This window comes from Parapedobacter sp., assembly GCF_035556095.1.
Taxonomy (GTDB): Bacteria; Bacteroidota; Bacteroidia; order Sphingobacteriales; family Sphingobacteriaceae; genus Parapedobacter.
In genome coordinates this window covers 299,102-316,824 of record NZ_DATMFT010000018.1, presented here as the reverse complement: position 1 = coordinate 316,824, position 17,723 = coordinate 299,102, and the positions used below count along the sequence as shown (strand labels likewise).

The window sequence follows — 17,723 nt, the reverse complement described above, 5'->3', positions numbered from 1 at the left end:
TTATCCCGTCCAGCTGTCGCGATCTAGGCTGCGAAACTGGATGGCCTCGGCCACGTGTTCCGGTCCGATCGTTTCCGCCATCGCCATATCGGCAATGGTGCGCGATACGCGGAGAATGCGGTCGTACGCCCGCGCCGAAAGGCCAAGCCGCTCCATGGCTGTTTTGAGCAATGTCTGGCTGCTTTCATCGATGTGACAGCGCTCGTGCACCTGGCGCGGGCTCATCTGCGCGTTGCAGTGGATGGTGGTGTGGGCTGTGAAGCGTCGTGCCTGCCGCTCGCGTGCCGCTATCACGCGGCGCCGTATGGCCGCACTGGTCTCGGCAGGGCGAGGCGATGTCAGTGCGTGGAAGTCAACCGGCGTTACCTCCACATGCAGATCGATACGGTCTAGCAAGGGGCCCGATATCTTATGGAGGTATTTCTGCACCATGCCCGGAGGGCATACGCAGCTCCGCGTTGGATGGTTATGGAAGCCACAGGGACAAGGATTCATAGCGGCCACCATGATAAAGCTGGCCGGGTAGTCTACTGAAAAGCGGGCGCGAGATATGGTGATCTGACGCGATTCGAGCGGCTGGCGCATGACCTCCAATACTGCCCGCTTAAACTCGGGCAGCTCATCCAGAAACAATACCCCGTTGTGGGCGAGCGAAATCTCTCCCGGCTTTGGGTTTGCGCCACCACCCACCAATGCCACGTCGCTGATGGTATGGTGCGGTGCGCGGAATGGCCGGGTGGTCATGAGGGATTGGGCGGTGCCCAGCGTGCCCGCTACCGAATGGATTTTGGTCGTTTCGAGCGACTCATCCAAACTCAATGGCGGCAGTATGGTGGGCAGCCGTTTGGCCAGCATGGTCTTTCCCGAGCCAGGCGGGCCAATCAGCAACACATTATGCCCCCCTGCAGCGGCAATCTCCAGCGCCCGCTTGATGTTTTCCTGCCCCTGCACGTCTGCGAAATCAGTGTCATAGTTGTCCATGCGCCCTAGAAAAGCGTCATCCACGTTTACCGTTACGTGGTCCAGCGGCTGTTTTCCGGCCATAAAGGCAATGGCTTCCCTGATGTGGCGGATACCATATATCTCCAGGCCAGCTACCGCTGCGGCTTCCTGCGCGTTGGCATAGGGAAGGATGAGTCCCTTGAAGCCATCGCGCACGGCTTGCATAGCAATGGGGAGCGCCCCCTTGATGGGCTGTATGCCGCCATCCAGCGACAATTCGCCCAGCATGAGGAAGTTGCTGAGTGCCGGGGCCTCGAGTTGCTTTGAGGCCGCCAAAATAGCCATCGCAATGGCCAGGTCATACGCGGAGCCCTCTTTGCGGATGTCGGCCGGAGCGAGATTCACCACGATTTTTTGCCGTGGCATCCGCATCCCCGCAGCCGATAGCGCACTTTCTATACGTTGCAAGCTTTCCTTCACGGCATTATCGGGCAGTCCCACGATGTAGTAGCGGGTACCACCCGTAATATTCACTTCGATGGTGATTGTTGTCGCTTCGATGCCGTAAACGGCACTTCCATAGGTTTTGATGAGCATAGGTGGAAGTATTTCCGCTAACTTAGAAAAAGTTTGCAGGAAAAGCAAACTTTATCGATCTCTCCGATGCGATTAAAAGGCAATTATTATAGCGGAAACTTAGAAAAAGTTTGCAGGAAAGGCAAACCTAATCAGTTTTGGTGCTGCTTTTCTTCGTATTGTTGCAAGGCTTCCTCGGCCACCTCGCGGGCATGGTCCCGTAGCGGATATATCGTCTTGTCGTCTTCCAATCCTACCGATTGCGAGCGTGCAATCACTTGGCGCACATCATAGAGCCACAGCATGGTGTTCATCATCAGCGCTACCAAGCCAATGAGTATCAGGAGTTCTACCGTACCGATAAATTGGAAAGACAGGGCGGTACCGATCATCACGATGTTGAATGCCGAGAGTGCCAGGGTAGCTTGTGTGTGGGTCATTCCCGTATCGAGCAACCGATGGTGAAGGTGGTTGCGGTCGGCCATGAAAGGCGATTTACCCTGCACTAAACGGATGACAATCACGCGGAGCGTATCAAAAATCGGGATAATCAAAATCGCTATAGCCACAGCGGGGACGGCATTGCCAACCGAATCGACCAATGCGGTCACTTCACTCGGTTTGTTCAGCTCGATAAACTGGATGGCCAGCACCGAGACGATAAAGCCAATGGTGTAAGCGCCGGCGTCGCCCATAAAGATGCGTGCTTTGCCCAGATTATAACGAAGGAAGCCCAATACCGATCCGGCCATGCTGACCGCCAATATCGCTAGCCCATATTCTTCCATACGGAAGAAGATATATCCGAAGGTGAGGCTCACGATCATGCTCACGCTACCCAGCAGTCCGTTGATGCCGTCGATGAGGTTGAACGCGTTAATGATAAACACAATGAGTAAGCTCGTAAACGGATAGCTTACCACGGGATGGATATCGTGGATGCCAAAGACACCGTAAAAGCTTGTGAGGCGGATATCGGCAAAATAAACCACGATAAGCGCGGTTACCGTTTGGCCCAGAAATTTCTTGTAAGGATTCAGTGCGGCAAGGTCATCCTTGAGGCCCACCGAAAAAATCAGTAATCCGGAGGCAAAGATATAATTGGCATATGGTAAGATGTTGCCTGGTATGCAGAGGCAGGCTGTAAAAGCGAACGAAATAAGTACCGCTATGCCGCCCAGGTTCGGCGTGCGGTATTTATGGATTTTCCGCTCTTCGAGCGCAGGATCATCAAACAATCGCTTCTTGTAGGCCAGCTTAATCAGCGACGGCACGGCATACAGGGTGATGATGCATGAGAACAGAAATGAAAAAAACAATAAGTAGATCTCCACCATATAGATTAGCGTGTTCGTTCAAATGCAACGCGGCAAAGATAAGCGAAATAAATAAAAAAAGTTACTATGCAACGTTGGCGAAAAACGGTGCAATATTTATGCCACATTAACGTGCACTGCGTCACATCCGCGCCAAACACCTGCGTAGTGCGGCCAAGGTAAGCTATGAATTGCCTTTTCTCCGTCTTTTTTTGGTTTTTGGCAAACGATTTGCGGATTAGTTTGTATATTTAACAGGACTGGATTCGCAGTTAATCGTAGAATGTTCAATTTATAAATTAAAACGTGATTATGAGTGATAACGCAAAAGTGGTAGCAGCATTGCTGACAGGTTTGGCCGCAGGGGCTGCGTTGGGTATTTTATTTGCACCAGATAAGGGTTCCGAAACGCGTGAGAAACTGAACGACTCCCTTAAGGATCTCGGCGATGCGCTAAAAGAACGTACCGCGGAGCAGTTGGACCACCTCAATGACTTCAAAGAAAAAATCGTTGCCAGCGTCAAGACCAAAGTGGGTAAGCATGAACGCGAGGTAGAGGAGGCCCTAGAAGAGCACGCCTGAATATAGAAAGGGGCTGCGCCCCACGCCATAGCATGGCACTGTATTCAGGGGATGTCCTACTTATTGTCGATAGCATAAACCCTTGGCCAAAACCAAATGGAGGATAAAAAATTTTCGATAAACGGCGTATACCAAAAGAGTAAAGAGTATATCGATACCCGTTTCAAACTACTCAAGTTGCGGCTTGTCGAACGATCATCACGGTTGATCGCAAGCCTAATCACAGATGGGGTGAAGGGTATCCTAGCCATATTCGTCATTTTCTATTTGAGCTTGGCATTGGGGTTTTACCTAAGCGAGCTGCTGGGTAGTTCAGCGTTGGGATTTCTAGCCACAGGGGGGATATTTGTGTTGCTGATCATCTTGATATCAGCATTCGAAAATCCGTTGGAGCGTTTTTTCATGAACCTTTCCATCAAACGGTTCTTGCAAAAGTGGAACGACGAAATTGATGAGGATGAGGAAGGAAAGCAAAATTAAAAACCTGGGCGACCTGCGGCTCGAAATCGCACGCCTCAAGGCTCTTGCCCAGGAACAAGAGAGTTACCTCGGTGACCAATACCAATTGCTCAGTGAGAAAGTGGCTGCGCCGGTGCGCTTCTTGAAGTCACTTGCCATGTGGGTGCCCGGGGCCAGTTTTACCAAGGGGCTGTTTGAAAAGGGTAAAAAGGACGAAGACTGGCTGAATAAGGTGTTGCGCATTGGACTGCCCATTGTCCTCAACCGGTTTTTCCTGCGTAAAGCGGGCTTTCTTAAGCGGGCGCTGGTTACGTTACTTTCCCAACAAGCTGCCGGTGCGCTCAATAAGGACACCGTTGCCAACCTCGTCAGCAAAGTGGCCGATTTTGTGCGGCCACCGGCCAGTCGCCGCCGCCGGGCGCGCCGCAAGGATTACGGCATCCCACCGGATAGTGAAACCTACTGATTGGTGAGTCTACGGATTTACCGTGCCGCACAATTGGCCAGAAAGTCGTCATAAACCAACCGGACGCCTGTTTCGAGCGGTGTCGTGTGGTGCCACCCCAGGGCATGCAGCTTGCTCACATCCATCAACTTCCGAGGTGTGCCGTCAGGCTTCGACGTGTCAAATACCAACTCGCCTTCATAACCCACAATCGATTTAATCAGATAAGCTAGTTCCTTAATCGGTAGATCTTTGCCCGTGCCGATGTTTACCAATTGCGGGTCGTCATAGTTGGCCATCAAGAATACACACGCATCGGCTAGGTCATCTGCAAACAGGAATTCACGCATCGGCTTACCGCTGCCCCACACCGTTACCGCGGGTAGGTTGGCTGCCTTGGCTTCATGGAGTCGCCGTAGCAACGCCGGTAGTACATGCGAGTGCTCGGGATGGTAATTGTCGCGATAGCCGTATAGGTTGGTGGGCATCACCGATATGAAATTGCAACCGTACTGGTCGTGGTAGGCCTCACATAGCTTGATGCCCGCGATTTTGGCGATGGCATAGGGCTCGTTAGTGGGCTCTAGCAGTCCGGTGAGCAGGTATTCCTCCTTGATGGGTTGCGGAGCCAGCTTCGGGTAGATGCAGCTCGACCCCAAAAAAAGAAGCTTTTTCACCCCATGCACATACGCTTGATGGATCACGTTATTCTGTATCGCTAGGTTCTCGTAAAGGAAATCGGCACGGAGCGTATTGTTCGCCAGAATGCCCCCGACCTTTGCTGCCGCCAGGAACACGTAGTCCGGCCGCTCCGCAGCAAAAAAATCGGCAACTGCCTGTTGGTTGCGCAAGTCCAACTCGCCCGAAGTACGCAGCAATAGGTTGCCGTACCCGTCAGCAGTTAACTTCCTGTGGATGGCCGAACCCACCATGCCGCGATGGCCTGCAATGTATATCTTCGCGTTTTTTTCCATGTGTCCTCACAAATTATTTGGGTGGATAGGTCTCTTTGAAGGCTTTTAATGACATTACGGCGATTGGGCTTAGGTCAAACGTCAGTAAGCGCTTATCGCCTGTAACGAGAAAAGCGGAATTTGTTTGGATGCCTAAATCGAACAGAAAATCATCTTTGTCATCCGGACACCCCTTAAAACGTTTGTTTATTTGAACTGACTGAGTAAGGCTCCGTAAAAAGAAAAGATAACGGTCAGTTTCAAGGCGGATTAATTTCTTGAATTTTGCTCTGCTCAACACGTCAACCACTTCCGCCTCTAATTCGATACAGGAAAAAACCGTCAAATTATGGTTTAGTATGGTCAAAGCAATTTCATCAGTATTACGTCCAATGAAGTAGCTCACCCAAATATTCGTATCAAGGATGATTCGTTCGGACATCTTGATGTAATTCGGCTCTCACAACATTACATTCATCCACAATTTCATCTAAGGAAATATTGTTTTTTTTAACGGACTGGTTTAATATCAGCGCCTCAGCTAAGATCAAATCATGTTTATCTGCTACTTTTAGTTCCATACCCAATTTCTTGGCAATTTCAACTAATAGTTTCACATCACGCTTCGAATTACTGTTTAGAATCAACGTTTCCATGTCCTTATAAGATGCTTCCGTCCCTCAAAAATACACAGAATTCTTCTCATAAGCAAATTTGGACGGTACGCTCGTATTGTTCTTTTCAGTAAGTTTTCTGCTGTTATCCTGCTTTCAATGGCAGCAGAGAGATCGCAAATACGCATCTTTGTGCGTAATTTGCTAAGTTTGCCGGCGCTAATGACGCGCCATGGGAAAAGACAAGCTACGGAAGTTTAGGGAGATCGATACATTCGCCAACGTATTGCAGTTGGATGCCGGCAAGCCGATGCGGGGTAGGTGGGCAGCGGACCATTTCGGCAACGACCGGCCCATTGTGCTGGAACTGGCCTGTGGCAAGGGTGAGTACACGGTCAATCTGGCCAAACTATTTCCCGAGCGCAACTTTATCGGTGTGGATTACAAGGGGGCACGTATTTGGCGCGGCGCCAAAACGGCCCTCGAAGAAGGTATCACCAACGTTGCTTTCCTCCGTATCCAGATCGAGACCATACTCGACTATTTTGCCCCTGGCGAAGTTGCCGAAATCTGGATTACTTTCCCAGACCCCCAGCCACAGCAAAGTCGCGAGAAAAAGCGGCTTACTGCCCCCACCTTCTTGGCCAAATATAAAGCGGTGATGGCGCCGGACGGGATAATGCACCTGAAGACAGACAACGATGGGTTATATGCTTACACCTTGGAGCAGCTGGCCGAACAGGGATTGCCCATCCATAAGCAAACCGCGGACCTCTACCGTTCCGACCTCGTGGATGAAGTACTCGGCATCAAGACCTACTATGAGCGCAAATACCTGGAAGTATCCAAGAACATCAATTATGTGATGTGGAGTTGGCAGTGAGCCGCTTCGCCGTACGGCGGCTGATCTTTTCGAAGTTGACCGGCTGTGGCACCTTTACATAGAATCCCGTGCCATCATACGGCCGCCTACGGGGATGTTCCATGCAGGCCTCCGTACAGCAACCCTCCATCTTCCAGCCACACGCCTCGCATTGGGTGAAGTGCTCGTTGCACTCCGGATTGGCGCAGTTGATCATCCGGCTGCTGTGCGTACCGCAGTTGCGGCAGGTGGCCACCTCGGTGGGATTCACCTGATTCACATCCACCGTTACCCGGTTATCAAATACATAGCACTTCCCTTCAAAGTCCTTACCTCCGGCTTCCTTGCCGTATTTGATGATGCCGCCATGCAGTTGGTACACATCGGTAAAGCCGCTTTTCAGCAGCAGGGCCGACGCTTTTTCGCATTTGATGCCCCCGGTGCAGTACGTTAGTATTTTCTTGTCTTTGTAGGCCGATAGCTCGTCAATCTTGTCCGGGAACTCCCTGAAATTCTCGATATCCAGCGTCACAGCATTCTTAAAGCGGCCCACGTTATGCTCGTAGTTGGAGCGTACGTCGAGCACTACCACATCATCGCGGTCTTTCATTTCCATGAATTCATGGGGCTCCAGGTGTTTGCCTGTTTCCTTGGTTGGGTCGATGAGCTTCGGGTCGCGCAGGCCGGAGTGTACGATTTCGGACTTGTAGCGGCAGTGCATCTTGATGAACGAAGGTTCGGCCACCTCGTCGACCTTGAAGTCCGTCTTCGCAAAGCGGGGGTCGGCGTGCACGGTGTCCATGTAGGTGCGGCACGCTTCCGGTGTACCCGACACGGTGCCGTTGAGCCCTTCGTCGGCAACAATGATGCGGCCTACGAGGCCCAGTGATTTACAAAACTGGAGGTGATCGGCGGCAAATTGTTCCGCATTGTCGATGTGGCTGTAGCAATAGTACAGCAACGTAAAGTATTTTTTCATCTCATTGATACCGCTGCAAACGGCGTTTAATGTTTTACGGTTGCAAACTTAGCTAAATTCGCACAAAGATGCGAATGTAGCGATCTCTCTGCTGCCATTGGAAAGCAAAAGAAATAGCGGAAACTTAGCGAAAGTCGGTTTTATATGCAATAAAAATGACGTAAGCGGTCTCTCCGCTGCCGCTAAGCAACAAAGAATTAAATTACTGTGCCAGCTTATCTACTGCTTGCTGCAGCGCCGGGTCGTCGGCCTTCACTGCGTAATAGTGAGCTATGCCACCTGCAGGGCTGATGATGAGGTAGCGCGGTATCCAGTTGAGGTCTATCGCATTCGTGAAGTCATTCTTCCAGTCGGTTTTAAACCAATAGTGCGCACCTTTCAGGCCGAACTTTTCGATACCGTCTTTCCACCGTTGCTCTTCCCTATCCAACGAGAAATAAACCACGGGCACATCTGGGTTGGCTGCCTGGAAAGCCTTCAATTCCGGAAACCCTTTGAGGCAGTCGGGGCACCACATTGCCCATATATAGAGCAGCACGGTCTTGCCTTTATAGGCTTCCAGTACGTCGCCGGCAGTTGTTTGTTTGCCGTCCAGTGCAAATAGCGGTTGTTGGAGGGCCTCAGCCGTAAATTCGGTTTTAAGTACCGCTGGTGCCTTTTGCGCTTCGGCTACCTGAGCCACCAGCATGGCGAGTAATATTACGCAAGTACGTATCATGTTGCAAACATAAACAAAGTTGCCCTCTCTGCTACCATTGAGCGCCTATTTTCATAGCGGAAATTTACGTTTTTGATTCCATCTTTTCTGTATAGCATTTGGTCCCCCGGTTTGTCCTCACTGCGAAAACTCACCAGTGGTCAACGGTCGTATATTTCCTCTAGGGCATTTAGCAACCGTTCAGGGATGCGGAAGTTAGTGGCACGGATGCGGTTGAAGTGAGGCCGAAGGTTATCGATAATGCCCCGTTGTCGGGCAAGGACAAGAACGCCTAGGGTACCGGTATAGTCTAAGTGAAGCTGGTCGGCGAGCTTCCGACCGCGCATGTCATCGATAATTAAAAGAGGGAAAGGGACTTCGGAGGCAAGCGCGATGGCACTGGCCTCACCGATATCCACCCGCTCAGCATAATCATATAGCAGGTCGCGGTCTTCGACGGCACGCACTTCCACCCAAAAGGGGAGGCGTTTGCCATATTCAGCTGCAATTTCTGGCGTTGTAACGACGCGTGAAAAAAGGGATTCAAGAACGGGCAGGCCATCGATTTTATCCAGAATGATAAAGCAACTGGCGTCGGTGATGACCGTATTAGTGGTTGGCGATTCGCTCGACATCAGCAATCACGTCGTCAAAAGTGTATTGGATATAATTCACACCATAATTCGATAGGATTTCAGCGAAATCCCATTTCTTCATGCCCGCCATCTGCGCGGCTTGCCCCAACGTTAGTTTACCCGATTCATACAGTTTCGCTGCAAGAAAACGGACGGTATCCTCCTTGTCACGTTCCAAGGATGCCGGTACCTCAAGTGTCAGCGTAGTCATAATGTAAAGATACGAATTTTAATATAAAAATTAAAAAACGCATTACCCATCGCCCAGTCCGACACACTCCTTGGTGCCTTCACGGATACTCCGCCAGATCATCTTAAAGAACGAAAACGAAGAAGGTCGCTCGATGTATACCTCGCCCGTATGATGTATGCCATTGGCATCGGGGTTGCTGTCGTTCAGCAGGAACCGGTTGGCAAAAAAGGAAGCGATTTTTTTTGTCGATGTTTCGCCTTCCCGGTTTTTCCGTAAAAAGTTCACCTTTAAGCCGTCGTAATCCAGTTGCAAGCTACCCGTTGTGCGCCGGTCGTTTGCTTCCATGTCAAAACGCAGCCCTTGTACGGTGCCCCGTTCGATTTCGACCCGCATTTGGGGGGTCAGCATGCGGTTAAAGGCCGTTGCATCCATCGGGCCAACCTCGGCATGGTAGGTGTGCGCCCCTAAGCTATCCAGCAGGTCAAACCGGAAGTTGACGGTGAGGTCGCCCGCTCCCATGGCCCGGGCGCGTGCTTGCAGCCGCATAAAACGGTTGTGCGCCAGCTCGGTCGAATCGTTGGTCAGGTGGTATATCACGGCCTTCGTGCCGTCGAATGTCACCGTACCGGCCTCACCCGTTTGGTCGCTCACCTCGGTGAAACGGATATCGAGGGCGCTCGCCAATACCGAGTCGATGGCCACCCGCTGTTCCAAGCGCAGCAACTGCTGGTGCGGCGACCGGCCTATTTTATTTTCAGGCGGGTTTGGTTGCGTTTTGTCCTTATATACGGCGATATGTCCACTGTCGATGTGCAGCGCTGACGCTGCTACGGTCTGTGAGTCCATCCAACGGCCTAAGTCGATATCACTGAGGCCAATCCGGGCGATGGAGATGTCGCCGATGTCTTCGGCCAATCCCACCTGCCGATAAAATTCCGCTTTGCTAACCGTGAGCCCGTAGCGCAGGTCACGGAGCACCAATTCGCGACGTGCCGTCTCCAAGCGCAGCGGGCCGGTACGCAATTGGTACAGACTATCCGGCCGGGTATAGGTTACTGCAGCGGCGTCCACACGTACGGCTTCCGTTCCATAGAAACGTGCGGTGTCGCTGAGGGATGCCGAGTCTATTCGGATGTCCTGCACGGTGGCATTGATTTGCTCGGTATGCAGGCGGGTAGCATCATCGTCGGCCACGAGCACTAGTTCACCTGCGTGGATCACAAAGCGCCCCACGCGTGTGCCCGCCAGCTGGGTGTTTTCGGAGAGCCGTGTTATCCACGTATCCCGGGTAGTGTCGGCATCGGCCGTATCCGTCTGTGCGTAGGTAGTGATGTGCACAGACAGGGTATCCACCGTGATGGTGCTGATGTGTAGGTCGCCGGTGAAAAGCAGTCGGAGTATGCCCACGCCGCTCACCTGCAAGCGGCCTACCCGGATGTTGTAACTTGCTGCTGGCCGCCACGCGGTATCGCGCGGCGTATCCGGTTTGAACCGGATGTTGGTAGCCGTTGCGTTGCCGGCCAATAGCGATAAGTCTAACCCTTCGTAGGTTAGCGCATAATGGCCATCCGTGCCGTCTGCAACCCGTTCTTTCAGTGCAGCCGCTATTTTCGGCTTCAACGTATGGCCAAGGTACCAGCTGGCCGCGGCAACGAGAACAAGTATGCCCGCGGTCACCCCTATGAGCCATTTCCATATCGGCTTCATATGCGTTATTTTTTAATTATCGATTCATCGGTTGCTTTTCAACCCATCAATGAGCATTTTCACCGGATTGATCGGGCTCATCCTTTAAGAAACGTTGTTGTGGACGGAATGTTTGTAGGCGGTGTTGTTGAAGGAGTTTCCGAAAAAAAGAGTACTTTTGTTGCTCGGTACACAAACAAACATGCTCGATTCGCTCATTACCTCAAAAACCCGCTTGCGTCTACTGGTAAAGTTTTTCATCAATGCGGCTAACCGGGGCCACATGCGGGGACTTGCCGATGAATTCAATGAATCTACCAACGCCATCCGCCGGGAGCTCAACAACCTTTCGGACGCGGGTTACCTCGAAAAGGAGGCCCAGCGTAACCGCGTATCCTACCGGGCAAATACACAGCATCCGTTATTTGGTTCACTGCAGGATATCGTGCACAAGTACCTTGGGTTGGACCGCATCGTGGAGACGGTATTGCAGCGGATGGGCGAAGTGGACCAGGTGATCCTTACGGGCGATTATGCAGAGGGGCGCGATACCGGTACCATCGAGGTCACGATTGTAGGCCCACGTCTCAACGCCGATTACCTGGAGCAGCTGGCCCCCAAAGTAGAAAGCATCATCCACCGCAAGGTGGCATTCACATTGAGCAATGAGCCCCCCGGCGGAGGACTCGTGTTGTTTGAGCAGTAAGCGTTTGCTTGGTAAGGACTAACGGTTACCTGTTTTTGATTTCCAGCTGGCTGATCCGCACCTGTTCGCCATCGCCACGGGCTGCAAGCCCTACACGGAAGCCCATACCCCACGGTACGAGCGGTGCCGCATCGTAGTCTTCCAATGCGCTTTTCCATGTGCCACCCTCCTGCCACGAAAAGTCGACGAGGTGGCCATCGGAGACGGCCATTTTGAGTGTTACTTCTTCTTCATTGGCGGCAATGTCGAGCGTTTGCAGTTCCTGCACGTCATCTTTCGCGATACGCCACACTTTCACCTGGTTTCCAAAAACGCCGATGCCAATACCGGCAATGGGTGCGCCGAAGCGGTTGTTGGCACCCCCCACCATGGTGATGGAAGCACCTGCCTGACCATTCGTAAGTCCCGTAGCTATACGGGCGGTCACTTCGTAGTTGATGGAAGTGATGGGCTGCACCAATAGCGAGCCGATGCCGTCGTTGGCTTGCGATGCCGTGAGCAGCAAGCCGTCTTTACCCACGGTATATTCGGCCGGTTGGTTCACGCGCCACCGCCACACGGGTGCCATCGTCGCAAAATCATCGCTATAGTCTGAAGCCGCCGCATCGCGGTCATAACCCGCATCGTTGGCGAAAGTGGGCCACCCGTCAGCCGTCCAGTTGATTTTTTCCAATACCCCTTCGCGCCCTACGTATACGCTGCCGGCTTGGTTATAAGCGTGGTACAGGTAGTAAAAATCATTGCCATGCTGCACTACCGTTCCGTGACCGGCACATTTCCAATGGTCATTATCTACCAGCACCGGGTTCTGGTCGTATTTCTCCCACGGTCCCAGCAGTTGCTTGGCCCGGGCCACTCCGGTTTTGTAATTGCAGGTCACCTCACAGCAAGCGCCTGCCGAATAGGTGGCGTAGTAGTAACCGTTGTGCCGGAATACGCTGATTCCTTCAACCAAGCGTCCTTCCCATTCGGCGTCGTTGGTAAACAATTCGTGCATATCGCCCACCAGTGCGGTGCGCTCGGCGTTGATCTCCTGTGCCCACATGGGGGTGGGCTGGCCTTTGCTGTTGCCATCTTCTTTCCAGAGCAGGTATATCTTTCCGTCGTCGTCTTTCACTTCATACGCATCGATAGAACCCAACTCCTGGCTTACCAGCGGGCCGTGGTCGGTATACGGCCCTTCGGGCGACGGCGCACTTGCCACAGCCACGGCGAGACGGCCGGTCGACTTGTCGCGGGCCGTGTAATACAGATATACAGTGCCCTGTTCTTCATCGTAGGCTAGCTCCGGCGCCCAGAAATTATTCCGGGCCCACTCGGGCAGGTCAGCAAATGCGTACGATACCTGTTCCCAATTTACCAGGTCGGTCGACTTATAAATCGGAAACAATGGTGCCCATTCATTGGAAGTAGCCGAGGCCCAATACGTATCGCCGATCTTGATGACCGTCGGGTCGGGATGGTCGCCCGGCAGTACGGGGTTAACGATGGTCAGGGGATCGGCCGGTCCATCCGTTGAGCGGCTATTCGTGCAGCCCAAAACGGTGGTGAGGAGCAGTGCGAGGTATACAAGCGTGGGTTTCATCAGATCGCTAATTATCGATTTACAATAGGGTGTTCGCCCAGATAAAACGCAAAGAAAGTGATTTTTACCCGTATCGCGTATACATTATGTCTCAAAAGCAGCAGGTTTTGTCTCGGAGCCGCCATTAATTTACCGCCAAACCACTAGGTTCTTCATCTGCGAACCGCAACGCGGAGCCGCAACCAAAAGCGGATATTGTTTCATGAGCTGATTCTAATCGGTGCGTACAAACATAGTCAAAGTTGATTTATTTTGGTTCCAAAATATACTTTTTTCAAAATAATACTCTACTTATTAGGTAGAAATTGTGTTGTATTTTTATATTTGCCGGGTAATACGATGGTCCGTTGGCGAGTAGCGCATGTGGATGATCATTGAGATACCGTATGAGTGCATCAGTAAATATAAGTATATGAGTCCATTCGCTAGGGTTCAAGCCTACTCGATTCGGCGAATGAAGCGAATCACAACCCGGCATATCTCCATTGGGATTGTGTTGATGAAATTAGCGTTGGTCGCCATCGTGCTGATCAAATACCTCCCTTACGCAAGCACGAAAGATCTGCTTTTCGATGAAACATTCTTCTGGTTTATGCTGGCGGGGTTTGTTGCCCAGATGGTCGACGGCGCGCTGGGGATGGCCTACGGTGCCACGTCGAGTGCGGTGCTGCTCAGTTACGGATTGTCGCCGCGGCTTGCCTCTGCGGCGGTCCACACGGCCGAGATATTTACCACCGGTGTATCCGGGTTATCGCATATCCGGTTTGGCAACTTCAACAAGCAGTTGTTTTTCAAACTCGTCATCCCGGGCGTCATTTTCGCTTCCTTGGGCGCTTTCTTGCTCGGATCAGTGATTCATGGCGACGTCATCAAGCCCTACATCCATGCTTACCTTCTTATTTTGGGGGTCTTGATTCTGTTGAAGGCCTTCAAGAAAAACCTCAAGACGAAAGAGAACACCAAAGGGGCGCCCATGCTGGCGGCGTTTGGTGGCTTTCTTGATGCCATCGGTGGTGGCGGATGGGGACCTATCGTTACTTCCAACCTCATCCGGAAGGGCAATACGCCCAGTACCATCATCGGCACGGTAAATACAGCCGAGTTTTTTGTCACCTATTTCACCGCAGGCGTGTTGATTTACTTCACGGGCATCCATAGCTGGCAGATTATCCTCGGCCTTATCCTCGGCGGCGCGCTGGCGGCCCCTTTGGGTGCTTATATCACCAAGAAGGTAACCAAAAAGACGCTTTTCGTTGCCGTGGGTATACTCATTATCGGCACCTCGTTATATTCGTTGTACATTACTATCTTCTAACCTGAGTTCGATTATTCTTTATCGGCTCAGAAATCCACTGAACATCGGTAGGCAAGGCGCCTTTGGGCAGGCCGTTTGTGCTATGCCCCAACGTGGCCTACCCAACCCTCCGAAAGGCTGTTTTGCCGCACGCCAGGGGGAACTGCTGCGGATCCCGGCCATCATGCGCTTATGGTAAGCACCCACCACTGCCTACTTTACCATTTTTTTACGTAAATCTAATATGTAATGCACATGAAATTTGTTTCTTTGTAACAAAATGAAACATAACGGAAGTAAAATTAACCGGTAAACAAATTAAAATAAAAGTAAATTCATGAAGAGACAAGCGTTCTATTTCGGTATTGCTTTATTGCTGTTATCCCTTCCGTCCTTCGGTCAAGAGGTCGCAAAGGGCGTGGTATTTGACGATCAGAACAACAACGGTATCAAGGAAAGGCGTGAAAAGGGGATTGCCGGTGTGTCGGTAACCAATGGACTCCAGGTGGTACAGACCGATGAGAAGGGGCGCTATGAATTGCCCGTCGGCGATGACCAGATCATATCGGTCATCAAGCCCAGCGACTACGATGTGCCCGTAAACGACGACCAGCTTCCCCAGTTTTTCTACATCCATAAGCCGAAGGGGTCGCCCCAACTGGCATATGCCGGTGTACCGCCTACCGGGCCACTTCCGAAGGAAATCAATTTCCCCTTGGTGAAAAATGAGGTCGGTGACTCCTTCAAGATGATCCTATTTGGCGACCCGCAGGTGTATACCGAAGACGAAGTGCGTTACTACGAGCAGGGCGTTATCGCCGAGCTACGCGAAGCGCAAGGGTATGCATTCGGGATGAGCTTGGGCGATTTGGTCGGCAATAGGCCCGACCTATTCAACCCCTACATCGCCGCGACCAAAGCCGTCGGTGTGCCGTGGTACAATGTCATGGGCAACCACGATATTAATTTTGATGTAACGGCCGATTCGCTTTCGGATGAGTCGTACGAGGCACATTTCGGGCCGGCTACCTATGCATTCAATCAAGGAAATGTGCACTTCATCGTGTTAGACGATATCGTCTATCCCGACCCGCGTGGTGGAAAAGGATATTGGGGCGGCCTGAGCGAGCAACAACTCACCTTCATTGCCAACGATTTGCAATATGTCCCCAACGATCGCCTTGTTGTGCTGGCTTTTCACATTCCGTTTACTAACAACAATTCCTTCCGGAAGGAAGACCGCGAACGGCTCTTCAAGTTGCTGCAACCTTTCCCCCATACGCTGTCGTTCTCGGCGCATACGCACAGGCAAACGCATTTTTTCATGACCGCCGAGGATGGCTGGCTGCGCGATGAGCCGCACCACCACTACAATGCCGGTACCACCTCGGGCAACTGGTATAGTGGGCGGTTCAATGAAGACGGGGTGCCCGCATCCATGATGGCCGATGGTACGCCCAAAGGTTATGCGCTCGTTCGCTTTGATGGCAACCAATACCAGATCGACTACAAAGTGGCTGGTAAGCCCGCCGATCACCAAATCGGTATCTACGCACCCAAGGTAACGGCTGCAGGCATCAAAGGTTCTATCAGCATCTATGCCAACTTTTACATGGGTACGGCAAACGACACGGTGATGGTGCGCATCGGCAATGACGACTGGAAAGCCATGAAGCGCGTGGAAGAGTATGACCCTACATTCATTGCGGAGCGCGTGGCTTGGGACCAGACCGAAGAAATCTGGGAAGGAAGAAAGCCCGGCGACCCCGGTATCAGCAACCACCTTTGGAAACTAAACATCGCCAATGGCAAACTGAAACCCGGTGTGCACACCATCGAGGTGAAAGCAACCGATATGTTCGGCCAAACGTTCATCGAAAAAGCCACCATTACGGTGAGGTAGCTGGCCTTTGGCATTTCAGGACGGTGCAGGTCGCTGCATAACGGCACGGGTTGCCACGCTGCTGATGTTCCAATACATTCGTAGCTGAGGGCCCATCCGTGTTGACGCGGGCCGCGTATGGATATCCAAAACAGCTAGCAGATGAAAACCGTATTCAACATCCTTTCCATCCTATTGGCCAGCATCGCCGTAGGCGGATGCACCAGCGAACCGAAAAGCGAGAACATCGTGATCGGCGACGATCCGGATAACGATACCGAAGTGCCGTATGGCCTTGATATCACGGACAAGAAAGACGTCATCTCCATCTGCTATTCCACCTGGTTTACCAAAATTCTCGGCCCGGGCACGGAAGCCCCCAACCCACCCAACATCGCCGAAATACTGGCAGGGCGGCAGGAGTGGGGTGGTGTACACCAATTCCATTACTGGGCCAAACCTGCACTGGGCTACTACCGGAGCCACGATAAAGAAGTGATCAGGCAGCATATGACCTGGCTGGCCGAGGCGGGCGTGGATTTTATCATCATCGATAATACCAATGCCAGCGTGGAATGGGCAAATACGGACGATTGGAATCTATTCGTTTCCATGCCCTGCAAAGCTATCCTCGATGTGATGGTGGCAATGCGTGAGGAAGGGAAGCAAACACCCTACATGGTATTTTGGAGTAGTGTGAATGACGAAAAAGGCTGGTCGGTGATGGAAAAAACATACAACGAGTTTTACACCAATGATACGTACCGCGACTGCTTCGTGTACTGGGATGGAAAGCCCTTGGCACTGGCCACTTCAATGGTTGCAAATCCGCCCAAGGCGTTTACCGTAAGGAAGATGTGGGGGCTCAACCAGCAGCCGGAAGCCGAAGAGTGGAGCTTTCTCAATACCGTGAATGTACCGGCGTACGGTGCTGATGGTAAGGTAGAGCAGATGGCGGTATGCACGGCCGCTCAGGAAACCTACATGACCGAGCCTACCGCCCATAGCCGAGACCACGGGCAGTTTTTCTACGAGCAGTGGACAAGGGCTTTCGAGCACCGCCCGAAAGTAATCACCATTACCTGGTGGAACGAGTGGGCCGCACAGCGGTTTCTGGATGACAACGGAAACTCTAGGTTTGTAGATAATTACGACGAGCAATTCAGCCGCGACATCGAGCCCATGGAAGGCGGGCACGGCGACCAATACTACCAATGGATGAAACAATATATCGCTGCCTACAAAAGCCACGGCGAATGCCCGAAACTTGTTGAGCAATAAAAGCGGAATATCCAACTTGCAAGCCGACGAGGGAAG

General features: G+C 52.0%; 19 protein-coding genes. 8 read left to right on the top strand and 11 right to left on the bottom strand.

Annotation, left to right across the window (positions count from 1 at the left end; all coding sequences use genetic code 11):
- Window positions 1-1,539: a YifB family Mg chelatase-like AAA ATPase gene (locus VNQ80_RS09760; RefSeq protein WP_325637955.1), complete on the bottom strand. Its 1,539-nt coding sequence runs from the start codon at window positions 1,537-1,539 to the stop codon at window positions 1-3.
- A 131-nt stretch (window positions 1,540-1,670) separates the two neighbouring features.
- A complete protein-coding gene (locus VNQ80_RS09755) occupies window positions 1,671-2,855 on the bottom strand; it encodes an MraY family glycosyltransferase (RefSeq protein ID WP_325637953.1) in 1,185 nt (394 codons plus the stop codon).
- Window positions 2,856-3,146: 291 nt separating this feature from the next.
- On the opposite strand from VNQ80_RS09755, the gene VNQ80_RS09750 reads away from it, so the two are divergent.
- The 3 genes from VNQ80_RS09750 to VNQ80_RS09740 all read left to right on the top strand — a co-directional run bounded on the left by VNQ80_RS09750 (window position 3,147) and on the right by VNQ80_RS09740 (window position 4,341).
- Window positions 3,147-3,416, top strand: coding sequence for a YtxH domain-containing protein (locus tag VNQ80_RS09750; protein WP_325637951.1), 270 nt, complete (start codon window positions 3,147-3,149; stop codon window positions 3,414-3,416).
- A gap of 96 nt (window positions 3,417-3,512) precedes the next feature.
- Window positions 3,513-3,896, top strand: a complete 384-nt coding sequence (locus tag VNQ80_RS09745; protein WP_325637949.1) for a phage holin family protein — start codon at window positions 3,513-3,515, stop codon at window positions 3,894-3,896.
- A complete protein-coding gene (locus VNQ80_RS09740) occupies window positions 3,874-4,341 on the top strand; it encodes a hypothetical protein (RefSeq protein ID WP_325637947.1) in 468 nt (155 codons plus the stop codon). Before VNQ80_RS09745 ends, VNQ80_RS09740 begins: the two co-directional genes overlap by 23 nt.
- Before the next feature lie 17 nt (window positions 4,342-4,358).
- Here VNQ80_RS09740 and VNQ80_RS09735 read toward each other — a convergent pair whose 3' ends face one another.
- From VNQ80_RS09735 to VNQ80_RS09725, 3 genes are read right to left on the bottom strand one after another with little or no spacing between them, the layout of a single operon-like run.
- Window positions 4,359-5,294 carry a GDP-L-fucose synthase gene (locus VNQ80_RS09735; RefSeq protein WP_325637945.1) on the bottom strand — a complete coding sequence of 312 codons (936 nt, stop codon included), beginning with the start codon at window positions 5,292-5,294 and terminating at the stop codon, window positions 4,359-4,361.
- 13 nt (window positions 5,295-5,307) lie between these two features.
- The gene (locus VNQ80_RS09730; RefSeq protein WP_325637943.1) at window positions 5,308-5,715 is read right to left on the bottom strand and encodes a putative toxin-antitoxin system toxin component, PIN family; all 408 of its coding nucleotides are present in this window, start codon (window positions 5,713-5,715) and stop codon (window positions 5,308-5,310) included.
- Window positions 5,693-5,929 carry a hypothetical protein gene (locus VNQ80_RS09725; protein WP_325637941.1) on the bottom strand — a complete coding sequence of 79 codons (237 nt, stop codon included), beginning with the start codon at window positions 5,927-5,929 and terminating at the stop codon, window positions 5,693-5,695. Before VNQ80_RS09725 ends, VNQ80_RS09730 begins: the two co-directional genes overlap by 23 nt.
- A gap of 190 nt (window positions 5,930-6,119) precedes the next feature.
- On the opposite strand from VNQ80_RS09725, the gene trmB reads away from it, so the two are divergent.
- Window positions 6,120-6,770, top strand: a complete 651-nt coding sequence (gene trmB / locus VNQ80_RS09720) for a tRNA (guanosine(46)-N7)-methyltransferase TrmB (RefSeq protein WP_325637939.1) — start codon at window positions 6,120-6,122, stop codon at window positions 6,768-6,770.
- Here trmB and VNQ80_RS09715 read toward each other — a convergent pair.
- The 5 genes from VNQ80_RS09715 to VNQ80_RS09695 all read right to left on the bottom strand — a co-directional run bounded on the left by VNQ80_RS09715 (window position 6,742) and on the right by VNQ80_RS09695 (window position 10,960).
- Window positions 6,742-7,728, bottom strand: coding sequence for a rhodanese-related sulfurtransferase (locus VNQ80_RS09715; RefSeq protein ID WP_325637937.1), 987 nt, complete (start codon window positions 7,726-7,728; stop codon window positions 6,742-6,744). The genes trmB and VNQ80_RS09715 overlap by 29 nt on opposite strands.
- Before the next feature lie 202 nt (window positions 7,729-7,930).
- Window positions 7,931-8,446 carry a TlpA family protein disulfide reductase gene (locus VNQ80_RS09710; RefSeq protein ID WP_325637935.1) on the bottom strand — a complete coding sequence of 172 codons (516 nt, stop codon included), beginning with the start codon at window positions 8,444-8,446 and terminating at the stop codon, window positions 7,931-7,933.
- 140 nt (window positions 8,447-8,586) lie between these two features.
- Window positions 8,587-9,060 carry a DUF3368 domain-containing protein gene (locus VNQ80_RS09705; RefSeq protein ID WP_325637933.1) on the bottom strand — a complete coding sequence of 158 codons (474 nt, stop codon included), beginning with the start codon at window positions 9,058-9,060 and terminating at the stop codon, window positions 8,587-8,589.
- The gene (locus tag VNQ80_RS09700; protein WP_325637931.1) at window positions 9,035-9,271 is read right to left on the bottom strand and encodes a UPF0175 family protein; all 237 of its coding nucleotides are present in this window, start codon (window positions 9,269-9,271) and stop codon (window positions 9,035-9,037) included. Before VNQ80_RS09700 ends, VNQ80_RS09705 begins: the two co-directional genes overlap by 26 nt.
- A gap of 42 nt (window positions 9,272-9,313) precedes the next feature.
- On the bottom strand, window positions 9,314-10,960 hold the full coding sequence (locus VNQ80_RS09695; protein ID WP_325637929.1) for a hypothetical protein: 1,647 nt from the start codon (window positions 10,958-10,960) through the stop codon (window positions 9,314-9,316).
- A gap of 181 nt (window positions 10,961-11,141) precedes the next feature.
- Between VNQ80_RS09695 and VNQ80_RS09690 the strand changes: the two genes are divergently transcribed.
- Window positions 11,142-11,645 carry an ArsR family transcriptional regulator gene (locus VNQ80_RS09690; protein ID WP_325637927.1) on the top strand — a complete coding sequence of 168 codons (504 nt, stop codon included), beginning with the start codon at window positions 11,142-11,144 and terminating at the stop codon, window positions 11,643-11,645.
- Between the two features lie 25 nt (window positions 11,646-11,670).
- Here the strand turns inward: VNQ80_RS09690 and VNQ80_RS09685 are convergent, their stop codons facing one another.
- Window positions 11,671-13,230 carry a glycoside hydrolase family 43 protein gene (locus tag VNQ80_RS09685; RefSeq protein ID WP_325637925.1) on the bottom strand — a complete coding sequence of 520 codons (1,560 nt, stop codon included), beginning with the start codon at window positions 13,228-13,230 and terminating at the stop codon, window positions 11,671-11,673.
- Between the two features lie 454 nt (window positions 13,231-13,684).
- Here VNQ80_RS09685 and VNQ80_RS09680 point away from each other — a divergent pair, with 454 nt between their 5' ends.
- The 3 genes from VNQ80_RS09680 to VNQ80_RS09670 all read left to right on the top strand — a co-directional run bounded on the left by VNQ80_RS09680 (window position 13,685) and on the right by VNQ80_RS09670 (window position 17,687).
- Window positions 13,685-14,545: a sulfite exporter TauE/SafE family protein gene (locus VNQ80_RS09680; protein ID WP_325637923.1), complete on the top strand. Its 861-nt coding sequence runs from the start codon at window positions 13,685-13,687 to the stop codon at window positions 14,543-14,545.
- A 316-nt stretch (window positions 14,546-14,861) separates the two neighbouring features.
- Window positions 14,862-16,427, top strand: coding sequence for a calcineurin-like phosphoesterase C-terminal domain-containing protein (locus VNQ80_RS09675; protein WP_325637921.1), 1,566 nt, complete (start codon window positions 14,862-14,864; stop codon window positions 16,425-16,427).
- A 141-nt stretch (window positions 16,428-16,568) separates the two neighbouring features.
- On the top strand, window positions 16,569-17,687 hold the full coding sequence (locus tag VNQ80_RS09670; RefSeq protein ID WP_325637919.1) for a hypothetical protein: 1,119 nt from the start codon (window positions 16,569-16,571) through the stop codon (window positions 17,685-17,687).
- The last annotated feature ends 36 nt before the right edge of the window (window positions 17,688-17,723 follow it).